At 65.2% G+C, this 16,598-nt stretch carries 14 protein-coding genes; 11 read left to right on the top strand and 3 right to left on the bottom strand.

Annotation, left to right across the window (positions count from 1 at the left end; translation table 11 throughout):
• The 7 genes from DBR23_RS28845 to DBR23_RS28815 form a co-directional block, all read left to right on the top strand.
• Positions 1-507, top strand: a 507-nt coding sequence (locus DBR23_RS28845; RefSeq protein ID WP_233250810.1) for a DNA-deoxyinosine glycosylase, incomplete at its 5' end; no start/stop codon positions are given.
• Positions 508-1,272 carry a spermidine synthase gene (locus DBR23_RS28840; protein WP_108500321.1) on the top strand — a complete coding sequence of 255 codons (765 nt, stop codon included), beginning with the start codon at positions 508-510 and terminating at the stop codon, positions 1,270-1,272.
• A gap of 13 nt (positions 1,273-1,285) precedes the next feature.
• Positions 1,286-3,079 carry a GspE/PulE family protein gene (locus DBR23_RS28835; RefSeq protein ID WP_056060938.1) on the top strand — a complete coding sequence of 598 codons (1,794 nt, stop codon included), beginning with the start codon at positions 1,286-1,288 and terminating at the stop codon, positions 3,077-3,079.
• A 196-nt stretch (positions 3,080-3,275) separates the two neighbouring features.
• Positions 3,276-3,764, top strand: coding sequence for a tripartite tricarboxylate transporter TctB family protein (locus DBR23_RS28830; RefSeq protein WP_056060942.1), 489 nt, complete (start codon positions 3,276-3,278; stop codon positions 3,762-3,764).
• Positions 3,765-3,779: 15 nt separating this feature from the next.
• On the top strand, positions 3,780-5,291 hold the full coding sequence (locus DBR23_RS28825; RefSeq protein ID WP_056060945.1) for a tripartite tricarboxylate transporter permease: 1,512 nt from the start codon (positions 3,780-3,782) through the stop codon (positions 5,289-5,291).
• Positions 5,292-5,409: 118 nt separating this feature from the next.
• On the top strand, positions 5,410-6,708 hold the full coding sequence (locus DBR23_RS28820) for a DUF3422 family protein (protein ID WP_108500320.1): 1,299 nt from the start codon (positions 5,410-5,412) through the stop codon (positions 6,706-6,708).
• 190 nt (positions 6,709-6,898) lie between these two features.
• Positions 6,899-7,798 (top strand): DMT family transporter, encoded by a 900-nt coding sequence (locus DBR23_RS28815; RefSeq protein ID WP_108500319.1) that lies wholly within the window; start codon positions 6,899-6,901, stop codon positions 7,796-7,798.
• Between the two features lie 56 nt (positions 7,799-7,854).
• On the opposite strand, the gene DBR23_RS28810 is transcribed toward DBR23_RS28815, so the two are convergent.
• Together DBR23_RS28810 and DBR23_RS28805 are read right to left on the bottom strand one after the other, a co-directional pair.
• The gene (locus DBR23_RS28810) at positions 7,855-8,895 is read right to left on the bottom strand and encodes a M48 family metalloprotease (protein ID WP_108500318.1); all 1,041 of its coding nucleotides are present in this window, start codon (positions 8,893-8,895) and stop codon (positions 7,855-7,857) included.
• A gap of 12 nt (positions 8,896-8,907) precedes the next feature.
• Positions 8,908-9,534, bottom strand: coding sequence for an SH3 domain-containing protein (locus tag DBR23_RS28805; RefSeq protein ID WP_108500317.1), 627 nt, complete (start codon positions 9,532-9,534; stop codon positions 8,908-8,910).
• Positions 9,535-9,599: 65 nt separating this feature from the next.
• On the opposite strand from DBR23_RS28805, the gene DBR23_RS28800 reads away from it, so the two are divergent.
• The 3 genes from DBR23_RS28800 (at position 9,600) to DBR23_RS28790 (ending at position 14,365) form a co-directional block, all read left to right on the top strand.
• On the top strand, positions 9,600-10,430 hold the full coding sequence (locus tag DBR23_RS28800) for an SDR family oxidoreductase (protein WP_108500316.1): 831 nt from the start codon (positions 9,600-9,602) through the stop codon (positions 10,428-10,430).
• Positions 10,431-10,583: 153 nt separating this feature from the next.
• Positions 10,584-11,699, top strand: a complete 1,116-nt coding sequence (locus tag DBR23_RS28795; RefSeq protein ID WP_233250809.1) for a TRAP transporter substrate-binding protein — start codon at positions 10,584-10,586, stop codon at positions 11,697-11,699.
• Positions 11,696-14,365, top strand: coding sequence for an EAL domain-containing protein (locus DBR23_RS28790; protein WP_056062099.1), 2,670 nt, complete (start codon positions 11,696-11,698; stop codon positions 14,363-14,365). Before DBR23_RS28795 ends, DBR23_RS28790 begins: the two co-directional genes overlap by 4 nt.
• Before the next feature lie 97 nt (positions 14,366-14,462).
• Here the strand turns inward: DBR23_RS28790 and DBR23_RS28785 are convergent, their stop codons facing one another.
• On the bottom strand, positions 14,463-15,362 hold the full coding sequence (locus DBR23_RS28785; protein WP_108500315.1) for a DMT family transporter: 900 nt from the start codon (positions 15,360-15,362) through the stop codon (positions 14,463-14,465).
• A gap of 162 nt (positions 15,363-15,524) precedes the next feature.
• Between DBR23_RS28785 and DBR23_RS28780 the strand changes: the two genes are divergently transcribed.
• Positions 15,525-16,508: a quinone oxidoreductase gene (locus tag DBR23_RS28780; protein WP_056060964.1), complete on the top strand. Its 984-nt coding sequence runs from the start codon at positions 15,525-15,527 to the stop codon at positions 16,506-16,508.
• Positions 16,509-16,598 lie beyond the last annotated feature (90 nt).

Genomic DNA, 16,598 nt, shown 5'->3' with positions numbered 1-16,598 from the left:
GGCAGTTTTCCCGGGGCTGCGTCATTGCAAGCCCGCCAGTACTACGCGCACCCCCAGAACCACTTCTGGAAGATCCTGCAGGCCTTGTGGCCCCAGCATCCCTTGCCCCCGGCGGGGCCGGATGGGTATGCAGACCGCTGCGCCTGGCTGCTGGATCGCGGCTTGGGCCTGTGGGACGTGTACCAGAGCTGCGAGCGCGAGGGCAGCCTGGACACCAGTATCCGTAACGCCCGGCTCAACGAGTTTGCGACGCTGCGCAGCGTGTGCCCCCGACTGGCCGCGCTCGCGCACAACGGTGCGGAGAGTTTTCGGCACGCGCCGGCGGCGCTTGCCGCGCTGGGAGCTGCCGGGCAGCCGACGCTCTTGCCGCATGATGTGGGCACGTCAGGCGCACGTGCCATCGAGGCCGTGCGGCTGCCATCGACCAGCCCGGCCAACGCCTCCTGGAGTTTTGAACGTAAATTGACCGCCTGGGCCGATGTGATGGCCCGGCACGGATTGCTGTGAATGGCCCGTAAAAAAGAAACCTTGCAAGAACTGCCCGAAGTCAGCGTGTCTGACGACGGCGAAGTGCGTCACCTGCACCTGGGCACACCCTGGATCCAGGGCTCCATGCGCATCGATGAGCCCTTTGCCCTGGAGCTGGAATACGTGCAGCGCATGATGGCCTGGCTGCTGTTTGCCGACCTGGGGCAGGTGTCCAAGGGCCATGCCATGCAGTTGGGCCTGGGAGCGGGTGCCATCACCAAGTTCTGCCACAAAAAGCTGCGCATCTGCACCACCGCCATCGAGCTGAACCCGCAGGTGCTGGCCGTGTGCCGCCAGTGGTTCAAGCTGCCGCCCGACGGCCCCAAGCTGCGCGTGGTGCTGGCCGATGCGTCCAAGGAGATCCAGAACCCCATGTGGCTGGGCACGGTGGATGCGCTGGCTGTGGACCTGTATGACCACGAGGCTGCGGCCCCCGTGCTCGATAGCCCCGATTTTTATGCCGACTGCCGCGCACTGCTCACGGAGACAGGCTGCATGACCGTGAACCTGTTCGGCCGCGCGTCGAGCTTTGACCGCAGCCTGCAGAGCATGTCCCAGGCGTTTGGCAGCGATGCGCTGTGGGCGTTCAAGCCCACGCGTGAAGGCAACACGGTGGTGCTGGCCCAGCGCACCCCCACGCGGCCCAAGCGCGCGGAACTGGCCGAGCGGGCCGAGGCGATCCAGGCGCGGTGGGACCTGCCCACCACCAAATGGCTGCGGGTGTTCAAGCCTGTGAACCCCTGAGAGGAATCTTGCAATGAATGCTCCTGTCGTGACCCCTGACCGGCTGAAGTCGGCTTCACACATTGGCCCGGTGGACTGGCGCCGCATGGTGCAGTGGCTCAGCGATGACAAGGTGATCTCGCGCGAGGAAGCGCAGCGCACCATCGCCCGCTGTTCGCAGGCTGAGAGCTCCCAGCATGCCCTGGTGCGCCTGGCCAGTGTGGCCATGGAGCGCGCCAGCGACAGTAAGCCGCTCGACATCGAGGCGCTGTCCGAGTACCTGGCGCAACGTGCGGGCCTCGCCTACCTGCGCATCGACCCCCTCAAGGTGGATGTGGGGCGCGTAGCAGACACCATGAGCGCCACTTATGCGGAACGCCACAAGGTGCTGCCTGTGCAGGTGACCAGCAAAGAAGTGGTGGTGGCCACGGCCGAGCCTTTCATTGATGACTGGGTGGCCGAGGTGGAGCGCCAGTCGCGCCGCTCGGTGCGCCGGGTGGTGGCGAACCCCCAAGACATCCACCGCTTCACGGCTGAATTTTTTGCGCTGGCCAAGTCGGTGCGCGCCGCGCAGAAGGCTGGCGGCAACTCGGGTGGCAGCAGCTTTGAGCAGTTGGTGGAGCTGGGCAAGAGCAACAAGCAGCTCGATGCCAACGACCAGGGCGTGGTCAAGGTGGTGGACTGGCTCTGGCAGTACGCGTTTGACCAGCGCGCGAGCGACATTCACCTGGAGCCGCGCCGCGACCAGGGCGTGATCCGTTTTCGCATCGACGGTGTGCTGCACCCGGTCTACCAGATGCCCATGGGCGTGCACAACGCGATGGTGGCGCGCATCAAGTTGCTGGGTCGCATCGATGTGGTGGAAAAACGCCGCCCACAGGACGGCCGCATCAAGACCCGCAACCAGCGGGGCGAAGAGGTGGAAATGCGCCTGTCCACCTTACCCACTGCGTTTGGCGAAAAGATGGTCATGCGCATTTTTGACCCGGACAACGCGGTCAAGGACCTTGATGCCTTGGGCTTTGCGCAGCACGATGCGCAGCGCTGGGAGGCGTTGGTCAAGCGGCCGCACGGCATCATCCTGGTGACTGGCCCCACGGGCTCGGGCAAGACCACCACGCTGTACTCGACCCTGAAGCGCGTGGCCACCGAAGAGGTCAACGTGAGCACGGTGGAAGACCCCATCGAAATGATCGAGCCCAGCTTCAACCAGACCCAGGTGCAGCCGCAGCTCGACTTCAACTTTGCCGAAGGCCTGCGCGCCCTGATGCGGCAGGATCCTGACATCATCATGGTGGGTGAGATCCGCGACCTGGAGACCGCCGAGATGGCCATCCAGGCGGCGCTGACGGGCCACCTGGTGTTCTCTACCCTGCACACCAACGATGCCCCCAGCGCCATCACCCGCATGATGGAGCTGGGTGTTCCGTCGTACCTCATCAATGCCACCTTGCTGGGCGTGCTGGCCCAGCGGCTGGTGCGCACGCTGTGCAAGCACTGCAAACAAAAGGATGAGGCCGCGAGCCGTGAAGCCCTGACCGAGGTGGTCAAGCCCTGGAAGATCAGTGGTAGCTACCACCCGTACAAGCCGGTTGGCTGCGTGGATTGCCGCATGGGCGGTTTCAGGGGCCGCATGGGGCTCTATGAATTGCTCACCGTCAGCGAGGCGCTCAAGGACAAGATCACCCAGGCGCCTTCCATTGATGTGCTGCGTCGGCAGGCCGTGCAAGACGGCATGCGTCCCCTGCGCCTGGCGGGTGCGCTGCGCGTGGCCGAGGGGCTGACCACGATGGAAGAGGTGATTGCCGCCACGCCGCCTCTGGAGTGAGCGAAGGGGAGGGGCGGTCATTCCTCTGCGGTTGGCCAGCCGTCTTCCAGAGTGGTTTTCGAGACAGTCTCCTGGGCGACTCGCCCGGTGGTGCATGCTTGCCAGGCGTTACCGGATGTAGGTGGAATCCACATCGCGCTGCCCCCTCCTTGCCAGCACAATCGCGCAGTCGAGAATTCCGTCAAGGAGACAATTCGTGAAAATCAAGAGTAATAAAGACTTTGCGTCCGGGCTCATGTTCATGGGCGTCGGGGTCGCATTTGCGTGGGGTGCCACCACTTACAACGTGGGCACGGGCGCGCGCATGGGCCCTGGCTACTTCCCGTTATTGCTGGGGATATTGCTGGCCCTCATCGGCAGCGTGATCACCTTCAAGGCGCTGACCGTGGAAACCGCCGACGGCGACAAGATCGGCAAATGGGCCTGGAAGCCGCTGTTCTTCATCCTGGCCGCTAACTTTGCCTTCGGCATTCTGCTGGGCGGCCTGCCCAGCCTGGGCATCCCGGCCATGGGGCTCATCGTGGGCATCTATGCACTGACCTTCATCTCCAGCCTGGCTGGCAATGAGTTCAATGCCAAGGCCGTATTTGTTCTCGCCACCGTGCTGGCCATTGGCAGCTATGTGGCTTTTGTGTGGGCGCTCAAGCTGCAGTTTCCTGTGTGGCCGAGTTTCATCGCAGGTTAAGCAGGAGCACCGACCATGGATCTTATTAACAACTTGTCGTTGGGTTTTGGTGTTGCTTTCACTTTCCAGAACCTGATTTACTGTTTTGTGGGCTGTTTGCTCGGCACGCTCATTGGCGTGCTGCCAGGCATTGGCCCGGTGGCGACCATCGCCATGCTGCTGCCGGCCACCTATGCGCTGCCCCCGGTGGCGGCGCTGATCATGCTGGCTGGTATTTACTACGGTGCCCAGTACGGTGGTTCCACCACCGCCATTCTGGTGAACCTGCCAGGCGAGTCCTCGTCGGTGGTGACCGTGATTGACGGTTACCAGATGGCGCGCAAGGGTCGAGCGGGGCCGGCGCTGGCGGCTGCGGGCCTGGGTTCGTTCTTTGCGGGCTGCGTGGGTACGCTGATCCTGGCGGCCTTTGCGCCTCCGCTGACCGAAGTCGCGTTCAAGTTCGGCCCTGCCGAATACTTCTCGCTGATGACCTTGGGCCTGATCGGTGCCGTGGTGTTGGCCTCGGGTTCGTTGCTCAAGGCGGTGGCCATGATCGTGCTGGGCCTGCTGATGGGTCTGGTGGGGACCGACGTGAACTCGGGTGTGGCGCGCTTCAGCTTCGATATCCCTGAGCTGACCGACGGCATCGGTTTCGTGACCATCGCCATGGGTGTGTTCGGTTACGGTGAAATCATCGCCAACCTCTCGCGCCCCGATGATGAGCGTGAGGTGTTCACTGCCAAGGTGGAAGGTCTGTTCCCCACCAAGGAAGACTTCAAGAACATGATCCCCGCTGTGCTGCGTGGCACAGCGCTGGGTTCTGCTCTGGGCATCTTGCCCGGTGGTGGAGCCTTGCTGGCCGCTTTTGCTGCCTACACGGTGGAAAAGAAGACCAAGCTGCGTCCTGGCGAAGTGCCCTTCGGCCAAGGCAACATCCGCGGTGTAGCGGCCCCCGAGTCGGCCAACAACGCAGGTTCGCAAACCTCGTTCATCCCTCTGCTGACACTGGGCATTCCTCCCAACGCCGTGATGGCGCTGATGGTGGGTGCCATGACCATCCACAACATCCAGCCTGGTCCCCAGGTGATGACGAGCAACCCCGAACTGTTCTGGGGCCTGATCGCGTCGATGTGGATCGGCAACGCCATGCTGGTGATCCTGAACCTGCCGCTGATCGGCATCTGGATCAAGCTGCTGACCGTGCCTTACCGCTGGCTGTATCCGTCCATCGTGCTGTTCTGCGCGGTGGGTGTGTACTCCACCAACAACAACACCTTCGACATCTGGATGGTGGGTGCGTTTGGTCTGATTGGCTACATCTTTCACAAGCTGGGCACCGAGCCTGCACCTTTACTGCTCGGCTTCATTCTGGGCCCCATGATGGAAGAGAACCTGCGCCGTGCGCTGCTGCTGTCGCGTGGTGACTGGAGCGTGTTTGTGACGCGTCCGCTGTCGGCTGGCCTGTTGGCGGCTGCGGCACTGCTGCTCATCATCGTGCTGCTGCCTTCGGTCAAGAACAAGCGCGAAGAAGCGTTTGTGGAAGACTGATCGGTTCCGACTCTTTTCTCACCCTGATCAACGGCACCTTCGGGTGCCGTTGTTTTTTGGGCAGTGGCGTCCACGTGGTACGGCTGTCGCCAGTACACAATTGCGGGCAGAGGTCCGCATGTCCACACCGTTTCATCCCACGCAGCACCCGCACCGGGCGATGCTGCACAACGAAATCCACGCCCGCCCGCCCGAGGCGATGAATGCCCCGCTGGCCATCGCCCACATCGTGATGCTGGCCGATGCGGCAGGGCGCGAGGCCAGCCGGGCCCATGTGGCCGCGCTCCTGCGGGACCACCACATGGCGCTTCCCGACGCCCAGACTACCCACTTGCGGATGGACTTGGGCGCTTTTCGGATGCGCTGGGAGATGCACACCGAATTCGTCACCTGGACCTTCATGGTCCCGGCTCCAGTGGAGGCCTTTGGAGAGCGGGAGCCGGTCAGTGCCGTGGATTCCGTTCCGCACGACTGGCTTGCAGCTTTGCCCGGGCAATGCCTGTGCAGCCTGAACCTGTGGGTGCTGCCCACACACACCTTTGGATCGGGCTCCCTGGTCAAGCATGTTCTGCACGAAGACACATTGGTAGCCTCTACCGTGGCCGACGGGCATGGTGAGGTGTACACCGACTTTGCGATCCACGCCGACGGCTTTTCGCGCATGGTGCTGCTTGCAGGGGGCATGACACCACGGCGCCTGGGGCGTTTGGTGCAGCGCCTGCTGGAAATCGAGACCTATCGCATGGCTGCCTTGCTCGGCCTGCCTGCCGCTCGCGAGGCTGCCAGCGTGCTGGCCTTTGCTGAGCGCGAACTGGCGGCGCTGGCTGAAGCCATCCGCACGGCCAACCGTGATGACGAGCCCGCCTTGCTCGATCGGCTGACGCGCCTGGCCGGGCAGGTGGAAAGTCAGTACGCAGCCACGCACTCGCGCTTCTCGGCCAGCAGTGCCTACTTTGAATTGCTGGACCGCCGTATCCAGGACATTGCCGAGTCCCGCCTGGCGGGCATGCAGACCATCCGGGAGTTCATGGACCGGCGCCTGACCCCCGCTCGGAGTACCTGTGAGTGGGCAACCCGTCGGCAGGATGCGCTGTCGCAGCGCGTATCGCGCATGAGCAACCTGCTGCGCACCCGGGTAGAGATCGAACAGCAGCAAAGCAGCCAGGCGCTGCTGACCACCATGAACCACCGGCAGGATCTGCAGTTGCAGATGCAGTCCACCGTGGAGGGGTTGTCTGTGGCGGCCATTACCTATTACATCGTCGGGCTCGTCAGCTATCTGGCCAAGGGCGCGCAAAAACTGGGCTGGCCGTTGTCGCCGGAGACTACGGCAGCCCTCGCGATTCCGGTGGTGGCGGCAGGGGTGTGGTGGTCACTGCGGCGGCTGCACCAGCGGGTGTTCCGCAAACACCGCTAAGGCGGTTGGCCCACCGATCTGTCGAGCGGCACGGAGTGCACTTTGGCTTGTCAGCCATCGTTGATGAAGGGGGCGCCCGCGCAGAGGTTCGATGGCCTGCACCAGCCTTGCCGTGTCACACTGGGCGCAACGCTCCGGCGACCACTGTCCGGCAGATACTTCAGCAGGCGCTTTGCGTCCCTTCGTACCCGTGACCACTGAAAAGAAGAGCATTGCCTCCGGCCTTGTGCTGGCATTCCTGGGCTCCATCGCCTTCAGCGGCAAGGCCATCATCGTCAAGCTGGCCTACCGCCATGGGGTGGATGCGGTCACGCTCATCATGTACCGCATGCTGTTTGCGCTGCCCATCTTTGCCGTGATGGCCTGGTGGGCCAGCCGGGGCAGACCGCCACCCACCCGCAAGGACTGGCTGGGCGTGCTGGGCCTGGGTGTCACCGGCTACTATCTGGCGAGCTTTCTCGACTTTGCAGGGCTTGCCTACATCAGCGCCAGCCTGGAGCGCCTCATCCTGTACCTCAACCCCACGCTGGTCGTGTTGCTGGGCTGGGTGTTGTACGGACGTGGTATCCGCTGGGCCCAGGCGGCAGGCATGCTGGTGAGCTACAGCGGCGTGGTTCTGGTGTTTGGCCACGAGGCCAACCTGCAGGGTGCCAATGCTGCCTGGGGCACCTTGCTGGTGTTCCTGAGCGCAGTCAGCTATGCCATCTATCTGGTTTACAGCGGCGAGATGGTGCAGCGCCTGGGCGCGCTGCGGTTGGTGGGGCTTGCCACCACCGTGGCTTGCCTGTGCTGCCTGTTGCAGTTTGTGCTGCTGCGGCCGCTGAGTGCGGCAGTCGTTGCGACTGAGGTGATCTGGCTGTCGGTGCTCAACGCCACCCTGTGCACGGCCGCGCCCGTGCTGATGGTGATGATGGCCATTGAGCGCATCGGCGCAGGCATGGCCGCGCAGACGGGCATGGTGGGCCCGTTGTCCACCATCCTCATGGGCGTGTGGATTCTGGGCGAACCGTTCACGGTGTGGGTCGCTGCCGGGACGGTGCTCGTGGTCGCGGGTATCTTCATTTTTACCCGCATGGCGCGCAGGGCCTGACAGCCCACATCCCGCAGCCCTTTGGGGCGCCGTGACAAGGGCCGCCCTGCTTGCTTTTATGACGTCTTCTTTTTGGGAGCTGCCTTGCTGCGGGCTGGTGCCTCGGCCGGTGCGGCGGGTGACGGCACCGCAGCTGCTGCGGGCGCAGTCTTGGGATTCATGCGCTGGGCCACCGTCACGGGGGCCGTGCCGGTGAATACATCGAGGTTCTTGCCCATGGCCAGCTCCAGTTGCTCCAGGCGCGCCTGTGCCGGCGGGTGTGTGGCCAGTGCCAGCGTGAAGGCCGGGTTGTCAGGCGTGGCGGTGCGCAGGTGCTGCAGCACCGACACCAGTCCATAGGGATCAAACCCCGCGCGGGTGGCCAGGGCCACGCCAGTGCGGTCGGCATCGTACTCATCGGTCTGGTCCAGGCCGCGTGCGTACAGGTTGCGCCCCAGTGCCAAAAATTGCGAGGCCACCACGTTTCCCACGGCGTTGGTCTTGATCTGGGAAGCCACCAACTGGGTCAGCATGCCCGACTGTGCGGTCTTGCGAATGGCCAGCAGGTGGTGTTTGGCGGTGACGTGGGTGATTTCGTGGGCGAGGATGCCAGCCAGCTCGGCCTCGTCGGCGCAGCGGTCGATCAGGCCCTTGGTCACGAACACATACCCCCCCGGGGCCGCAAAGGCGTTGTACCCCGAATCGTCCAGCACCACAAAGGTCCACGGCAGGTTGGGGCGGGGCGATTGCAGGCTGATCCAGCGCCCGAGCTGATTCACATACCGCTGCAGTGCCATGTCCGGGTGTAGGGGTTTGCTGCCCAGCAGCACGGCCGAGAGTTGGCGGCCGATTTCGATCTCGCGGGGCTCGTCGATGCTCTCGACCGAACGGGTGAGCATGCTGATGAGGTCATCCCCCTGGCCTGCGGGGCTGCCTCCACCGGTGATGGCGCCCAGCAGGCCTCCGCCGGTGTTGCTGGTGGAGCTGCCACCACCCAGGGCGTTGAGCAGATTCATGACCCCCTGGCTCTGTCCCTGGCTGGGGAGCAGGGTCAGGGCCAGGGCGGTGCACGCCGCAACTAGCAGCCGGGTGCGGGAGAGGGATGGGGGCAGACGCATGGCAGCTCTCGCTCAGTTGGGGCTGAAATTGGGGTCGGACGGATTGTTGGACGAGCCTGTCGCCCCCGATCCGCTGCTGGAGGAGGGCCGGGGCGGCTCCGCCAGGGGTGCCACGTTGCGTGGCTGCAGCGACGCATTGCTGGCGAACTGGCGGGCTTGGTCGGCGTTGACCCGCAGCCCCTCGGCCTGGGTCACGGCAGCCGGGTTGGGTTGCGCCTTGGCGATGTCTTCGGCTCCCAGACCCCGGATGCCCACGGTGGAGGTGGCGGTCGTGGTGCCGCCGCTGTTTCCGCCGAACAAGCTGCCAAGGCCTCGCATTCCGCTCGTTGCGGCATTGCCAGTGGCCGGTGCAGCGCCTGACTGGGGGCCCAGGTCAAACATATGGACCCAGCCCGTAGCGCCTTGTGCTGTGCTGACCTTGGTCCAGGGCCCCTTGCGCTCACTGCTGCGCGTGACTACTGAGTTGGCCTCCAGGGGTGCCACGCTGGCGCCGCTTTCTGCGGGGCTGTCGCGCAGCTGGGTGGCGCGTTTGACCACGGCAACCTCCTGCGCATGCGCTATGGTGCAGAGCAGTGGCAAGAGGGCCATCGCGGCCGATGCCAGCCAAGGCGCCAGGGCTTTCCAGTGCGGCCGGTTCATGGTGATGCTCTCCAACTATGATTTAACAAAGCACACTTGTATCAGTGTGCAACCAGGAGATTGTTATGGATTTGGGTATTGCAGGCAAATGGGCGCTGGTGTGTGGCGCGAGCAAGGGGCTGGGCTATGGCTGCGCGCAGGCTTTGGTGCGCGAGGGTGTCAATGTGGTCATCAACGCCCGCAGTGCCGAGGCACTCGAACAGGCTGCTACTCGTTTGATAGCTGAAAGTGCAAACAAGACCAGCGCCAGCGGCCAAAAGGGTGCATCACCTCAGGTGCTGGCTGTGGCGGCCGACATCACCACTCCCGAAGGGCGTGCGGCGGTGTTCTCGGCGGCCGGAGGACCGGGCCGCGACTTCGACATCGTGGTCACCAACGCAGGCGGCCCACCCACCGGCGACTTCCGCGACTGGAACCGCGACGCCTGGATCAAGGCTGTGGACGCCAATATGCTGACCCCTATCGAACTGATCCAGGCCACGGTGGATGGCATGGCTGCACGCGGGTTTGGCCGCATCGTCAACATCACTTCCAGCGCCGTGAAGGCGCCCATCGACATCCTGGGCCTGTCCAACGGCGCGCGCAGTGGTCTCACGGGGTTTGTGGCGGGTGTGTCGCGCAGCAAGATCGCAGCGAGTGGGGTGACCATCAACAACCTGCTGCCTGGTAAATTCGACACCGACCGGCTCGCAGCCACCGTCACGGCAGCCGCCAGCAAGGCGGGCAAGAGCGTCCAGGATGTGCGCTCCGCGCAGCAGGCGCAGATCCCGGCAGGGCGGTATGGCTCTGCCGAAGAGTTTGGTGCCATTTGCGCCTTCCTGTGCAGCGTGCACGCGGGCTACATGACGGGACAGAACGTGCTGGCCGACGGTGGTGCCTACCCCGGTACGTTCTGACGCAGGCCGGGCCCGACGAGGCCCGGCTGGTGGGCTGTCTGGCGCAGTGCTCCCGCAGAACGGAAGCTGGCGTGGTGTTTTGCCGACAGCTTTACCGGAGCGCTGAATAATTGGTGGAATACTGCGGGCCAGCGCCTGCCACTGTCCGCCGCCATGCAATCTGTCCACACTCCCTTTCTGCCGCGCCTGAAACGCCACTGCACCCTGCTGTGTCTGGCGCTGTGCGTTGGGGCTGCTGTGCAGGCCGCCGATGCAGCCAGCGCGGCGGGTGCGGGCACCACAGCGGCAGCTCCATACCGGTTGCGCATCGTGGGCGGTCTGGCCGGTATCAGCCAGTACGTCCGGCAGGAAGAGCCCTTCTGGACCAAGGAGCTTTCTCGCCTGAGCGCCGGGCGCTTCCAGGCAGAGATCGTGCCCTTTGACCGGGCCGGCGTGCCTGGGGCCGAAATGCTGCGTTTGCTGCAGCTGGGCGTGGTTCCTTTTGGCACCACCCTGATGAGTTCGTTCACCGCGCAATACCCCGAATACACAGCGCCTGACCTGGCCGGACTGAACCCCGACCTTGCCACGCTCAAGACTACGCTGGCGGCGTTTCGCCCCTACCTCGAAAAGGCGTTGCGTGAGCAGCATGGTGTCGAGGCACTCGCCATCTACGTGTACCCGGCGCAGGTGGTGTTCTGCAAGAAGCCACTGCGTACGCTGGCCGAGCTGACCGGCCGCCGCGTGCGTGTGTCGTCGGCCAGCCAGGCCGACTTTGTGGGCGCCTTGGGCGGGGTGCCCGTGCTGACCAGTTTTTCGCAGATCGTGCCGAGCTTGACCGCGGGCAATACCGAATGCGCCATTACCGGCACCATGTCGGGCAACATGCTTGGCCTGCCGGCGCTCACCACCCACGTGCACACCCTGCCGGTGACCTGGGGGCTTGCGGTGTTTGGTGCCAACCAGGCCGCCTGGGCGGCGCTGCCGCCCGACCTGCGCACGCTGCTCAAGCGCGAACTGCCCCGCCTGGAAGCCGCCATCTGGGCCGAGTCCGAGCGTGAAACTGCCGACGGGCTGGCTTGCAACCGGGGTGCCCCCACCTGCAACGCTGGCACCAAGGGCAGCATGGTGGTGGTGCCCGTGTCGCCCCAGGATGAGCGCAGCCGCCAGGAGATCCTTGAATCCACCGTGTTGCCGCGCTGGGTGCAGCGTTGCGGCGCTCGCTGCGCGCAGGTCTGGAACCAGACCATCGGGCCAGTGCGTGGGCTGCAGGCAGCGCCTGCGAAATGACAGAGTCCGCCGCACCTTCGCGCATCAAGGCCTATGTCTGGGCGGGCGCTGCAGTGTTTGTGGCGGCCGTGGTGGCGGTGGCCGGTACCCTGGCGTGGAATGCCCGCCAGGCCGCGCTGGCCGATAGCGAGGCCCAGGCCACCCGCTTCGTGGCGGGCGCAGAGGCGGCACTCAACCGCTCGCTGCTGGCCGTGGACGTGCTGCTGGCCAGCATGGACGAGCTGCTGGGACTGTCCAATGCCATGCCCAAGTGGCTGGATGCCGATACGGCCAGCCAGCGGCTGCGGGGGTCGGCGCGGCAGAACCTCATGGTGCGCTACGTGGCGGTGCTCGACAGCACGGGCAAGGCGTTGGCGTCGTCCGACCCCGCAGGCGCCAGCCTGTTGGTGCAACTGCCGGCCGGTTTTCTGGAGAGCGTGCTGGAGCAACCTGTATCCACCCTGATGGTCAGTGCGCCGGTGGTGAGTTTTGCCAGTTCCGAGAAAGTGTTGTACTTCGCTCGCCACCTGCGCATGGCGGACAGCTCGCGGGTGGTGGCCGTGGCCGAGCTGCCGGTGTCGGCCCTGAGCTCGGTGCTGGTACAGGGCGTGGACATCAGCGGTCTGCAGGTCACGCTGGAGCGCGCCACCGGGCAACTGCTGCTGAGCGTGCCCAACCGCGAAGACGTGACCGCGCCCACCCTCACGCCGCCCATCGGAGATTTGGTCGACCGGGGAATGGCCTGGCAGGCCCCTGCGCGATTGACCGGCGAGCCATCGCTGGTGGTGTTCCGGCCCATCCTGTACCAGGACTTGCGCATCGCGGCCAGCATTCCGCTGGACGCAGCGCTTGCCGGCTGGCGCGACCAGCGCGATGCCATTGCGCTGACCACCGCGCTGTTCATCGCCATGATCTTTGCGGCGGGAGTGCTGGCACTGCGCTACGTGGACCGGATGTCCCAGGCCCGCCTGGCCATTGCGCAGTCCAAGGCCACGCTGGACCAGGCGCTGGAGTCCATGGTGAGCGGCTTCTTGCTATTGGACAGCCAGCATCGGGTGGTGCAGTGGAACCGCCAGCTGGAGACGATTCTCCCGTGGCTGCAGGGCGTGATCACACCACTCATTCCGTTCCGAACGGTGCTGGAGGCCACGGTGGAGCACCATGTGCCCCGCCTGTCCGACGATGAGCGCAAGCGGTGGGTGAGCCAGCGCCTGGAGCGGCAAAAGCACCAGCCCGAGCCGCGTGAACAGTCGTACGCCAATGGCAGCACCATCCAGATCACCGAACGCGCCACGCCCGATGGCGGCCTCGTCATCAGCTACCACGACGTGACTGCGCTGCGCAAGGCCAGCACGGAGATCGAGAGCCTGGCCTTTTACGACCCGCTGACCAACCTGCCCAACCGCCGTCTGTTGATGGACCGCATGCAGCAAGCCATTGCCGCCAGCGTGCGCAGCGGGCAGTACGGCGCCTTGTTGTTCCTGGACCTGGACCACTTCAAGACCCTGAACGACACGCGGGGCCATGAGGTGGGCGACATGCTGTTGCGCCAGGTGGCTCAGCGCCTGAAGACCTGCGTGCGGCGCGAGGACACGGTGGCGCGCCTGGGGGGCGACGAATTCGTGGTCATGCTCAGCGACCTGTCGGTGCACCGTGATGAGGCCGCCGCCCAAGCGCGCCGGGTGGGCGAGAAGATCCTGCGCAAACTCAACGTGCCATACACGCTGGGGGGGAACGCGCACCACAGCACGCCCAGCATTGGCGCCACGCTGATGGGCGGCAGCCTGCAGTCGTCGGTGGACCTGCTGAAAGAGGCTGACATCGCCATGTACCAGGTCAAATCGCAAGGGCGCAACGCGCTGTGCTTTTTTGACCCCCAGATGCAGATCGTCATCAGCATGCGCGCGCAGCTGGAGACCGACCTGCAGATGGCGCTCACAGCGCGGCAGTTTGTGCTGCACTACCAGCCGCAGTTCCACCTGGATGGCCGCATGGTGGGCGCTGAGGCCCTGATCCGGTGGCAGCACCCCGAGCGCGGGCTGGTTGCGCCCGGCGAGTTCATAGGCGTGGCCGAAGAAAGCGAACTCATCGTGCCCATGGGCCACTGGGTGCTGCGCACGGCCTGCGAGCAGCTGGCGGCCTGGCAGGGGGACGAGCGGTACCGGCACCTGCAGGTGTCCGTCAACGTGAGCGCGCGGCAGTTCCGCCAGCGCGACTTTGTGGCCCGGGTGGTGGAGGTGCTGCGCGAGACGGGCGCCAAGCCACACCTGCTCAAGCTCGAACTCACCGAATCACTGGTGCTGGACAACGTGGACGACACCATCGCCAAGATCGGCATGCTCAAGACCAAGGGCGTGCGCTTTTCGGTGGATGACTTTGGAACCGGCTATTCATCGCTGGCGTATCTCACGCGGCTGCCGCTGGACCAGCTCAAGATCGACCAGTCCTTTGTGCGCAACCTGGGGGTGCGGCACACCGACGATGTGATCGTCCAGACCATTCTGGGCATGGCACGCAACCTGGAGCTGGATGTGATTGCCGAAGGGGTGGAAACCGAGGCACAGAAGGACTTCCTGGCCCGGCACGGCTGTGTGTACTTCCAGGGCTATCTGCTGGGGCGGCCCACCCCGGTGATGGACCTGGAGGCGTTGATGGAGTCGGCCACCACGGTCACTGCCCCGGGTTGATGGGCCCAGAAAGGCCGCGTCGTTTGCTACTTTTTGTGTAGCAATTGGGGCAATGAATACCTGCGCTACCGCCGGTTTTGGCCAAAACTGGAATCCGTCAACGCCGTGACGACACCACGATGCCACCCACGATCAGCGCGAACGCCACGGCATGGAACGCCTTGGGCGTGTCGCCCAGAAAGGCCGCCGAGAGCACCCCGGCAAACAGCGGCGTGAGGTTGATGAAAAACCCGGCGGCTGCGGGCCCGGCGCGTTGCACGCCCACCCCCCAGCAGCGGTAGGCCAGCACCGCAGGTCCTACGGCGATGAAGGCCAGGGCGGCTATCAGCGGCCATCCCCATGCGATGTGCGTGCGCCCGCTGGCCCATTCGGCCCCCGCAAAGCTGCCCGACCAGGCCAGTCCAAACACCATTTGTGCCATCAAAAACGCAGCCCAGTCGCCCCGGATGCTGGTGGGCTCGCTGGTGCGCGACAGCAGCCAGCTGTAGAACGCCCACGAGATGGTGGCCAGCAACATGAACAAATCGCCCGGCACTAGGCGGAAGGCCAGCAGCTGCGACCACTCGCCCCGGCTCAGCACCAGCAGCACACCACACACCGACAGCAATGCCCCCAGCACCTGCCGCCGCGTGACGGTGGCCCCGAAGAACAGCGCGCCCACGGCCAGCATCCACACCGGCATGCTGGAGCCGACCAGCGTCACGTTGATGGGGGTGGAGGTTTGCAGCGCCATGTACTGCAGCGCGTTGTAGGCCCCGATGCCCAGCAGGCCCAGCAGCGCATAGCGGCGCCAGTGCGGCCACAGCGGGCTGTCGGCGCGCAGCACGCCATGGGCCAGGGGCAGCAGGATGGCAAAGGCCAGCACCCAGCGGATGAAGTTCAGGGTGATGGGGGGAATCAGTTCATGGACCAGCCGCCCTACCACCGCGTTGCCGGCCCACAGCAGGGGCGGGATCACCAGCAGCACGGCCGTGCCGGGTGTGATTTTTTGAGTCATGGGGCTGCACTGTAACGGTGCAGGCACGGCCCTGCTGCGCCCGGGGCACAAGGCCCCAGCACGCACCGGTGCTGCAAGGGCCGTCGGCAACCGCGTGCGATTCGTGGCAGGATGGCCGCCGTTGAGACATCCCCCCCTTTTTTGTTTGAGGAGACGTTAGCCATGAGCCTTGCCGTCCAGATCCGCCAGCACGGTGGTCCCGAAGAACTCCACATCGTTGACGTCCCTGTGGGCGAGCCTGGCCCCGGTGAGGTCCGCATCCGCCACCACGCCATCGGCCTGAACTTCATCGACGTGTACCACCGCACCGGCCTGTACCCCTTGAGCATGCCCGCCACCATCGGCATGGAAGGCGCGGGCGTGATCGAGGCGGTGGGCGAGGGCGTCACGCACCTGAAGGTGGGCGACCGCGCCGCCTATGCCAGCAATCCTCCCGGCGCCTACTGCGAAGTGCGCGTGATGCCCGCCAAATGCGTGTGCAAGCTGCCCGACGCGATCAGCTTTGAGACTGGCGCGGCCATGATGCTCAAGGGCCTGACGGCGCAATACCTGCTCAAGAAAACCCGGCCTGTGGAAGGCCTGCAGCCTGGCGACCATGTGCTGTTCCATGCCGCAGCGGGCGGTGTGGGCCTCATCGCCTGCCAATGGGCCAAGGCGCTCGGCCTGCAGCTCATCGGCACGGCGGGGTCCGATGCCAAGTGCCAGCTGGCGCTGGCCAACGGCGCGGCGCACGCCATCAACTACAGCACCGAGGACTTTGCGGCGCGCGTGAAGGAGATCACCGGCGGCAAGGGCGTGAAGGTGGTGTATGACTCGGTGGGCAAGGACACCTGGGACAAGTCGCTCGAATGCCTGCGCCCGTTCGGCCTCATGGCCAGCTTCGGCAACGCGTCGGGCCCGGTGGCACCGTTTGCGCCCGGCAGCCTGGGTGCCAAAGGCTCGCTGTACGTCACGCGCCAGACACTGTTCACCCACATCGCCACGCGCGAGGCCACGCAAGCCATGGCGGACGACCTGTTTGCCGTGGTCGCCAGCGGGCAGGTCAAGATCCACATCGACCAGCGCTACCCGCTGGCCGATGTGCAGCAGGCCCACCGCGACCTGGAAGCACGCAAGACCACCGGCTGCACCATCCTCACGCTGTGAACGCGGCTGCACAGGCGCCAACCTTCGACCAGTGGCTGGCAGGGGCACGCCAGGCGGCGCAGCAGCCACCGGCCCAGCCGCGCCAGCCCC

This window comes from Acidovorax sp. HMWF018 (genome assembly GCF_003061035.1).
GTDB classification, from domain to species: domain Bacteria; phylum Pseudomonadota; class Gammaproteobacteria; order Burkholderiales; family Burkholderiaceae_C; genus Acidovorax; species Acidovorax delafieldii.
The sequence above is the reverse complement of the archived record's forward strand: the minus strand, read 5'-3'. Positions and strand labels throughout refer to the sequence as shown.

Coding starts and splice junctions, on each gene's coding strand:
- DBR23_RS28840 (WP_108500321.1), top strand. CDS start 508: ATGGCCCGTAAAAAAGAAACCTTGCAAGAACTGCCCGAAGTCAGCGTG.
- DBR23_RS28835 (WP_056060938.1), top strand. CDS start 1,286: ATGAATGCTCCTGTCGTGACCCCTGACCGGCTGAAGTCGGCTTCACAC.
- DBR23_RS28825 (WP_056060945.1), top strand. CDS start 3,780: ATGGATCTTATTAACAACTTGTCGTTGGGTTTTGGTGTTGCTTTCACT.
- DBR23_RS28820 (WP_108500320.1), top strand. CDS start 5,410: ATGTCCACACCGTTTCATCCCACGCAGCACCCGCACCGGGCGATGCTG.
- DBR23_RS28810 (WP_108500318.1), bottom strand. CDS start 8,895: ATGCGTCTGCCCCCATCCCTCTCCCGCACCCGGCTGCTAGTTGCGGCG.
- DBR23_RS28805 (WP_108500317.1), bottom strand. CDS start 9,534: ATGAACCGGCCGCACTGGAAAGCCCTGGCGCCTTGGCTGGCATCGGCC.
- DBR23_RS28800 (WP_108500316.1), top strand. CDS start 9,600: ATGGATTTGGGTATTGCAGGCAAATGGGCGCTGGTGTGTGGCGCGAGC.
- DBR23_RS28795 (WP_233250809.1), top strand. CDS start 10,584: ATGCAATCTGTCCACACTCCCTTTCTGCCGCGCCTGAAACGCCACTGC.
- DBR23_RS28790 (WP_056062099.1), top strand. CDS start 11,696: ATGACAGAGTCCGCCGCACCTTCGCGCATCAAGGCCTATGTCTGGGCG.
- DBR23_RS28785 (WP_108500315.1), bottom strand. CDS start 15,362: ATGACTCAAAAAATCACACCCGGCACGGCCGTGCTGCTGGTGATCCCG.
- DBR23_RS28780 (WP_056060964.1), top strand. CDS start 15,525: ATGAGCCTTGCCGTCCAGATCCGCCAGCACGGTGGTCCCGAAGAACTC.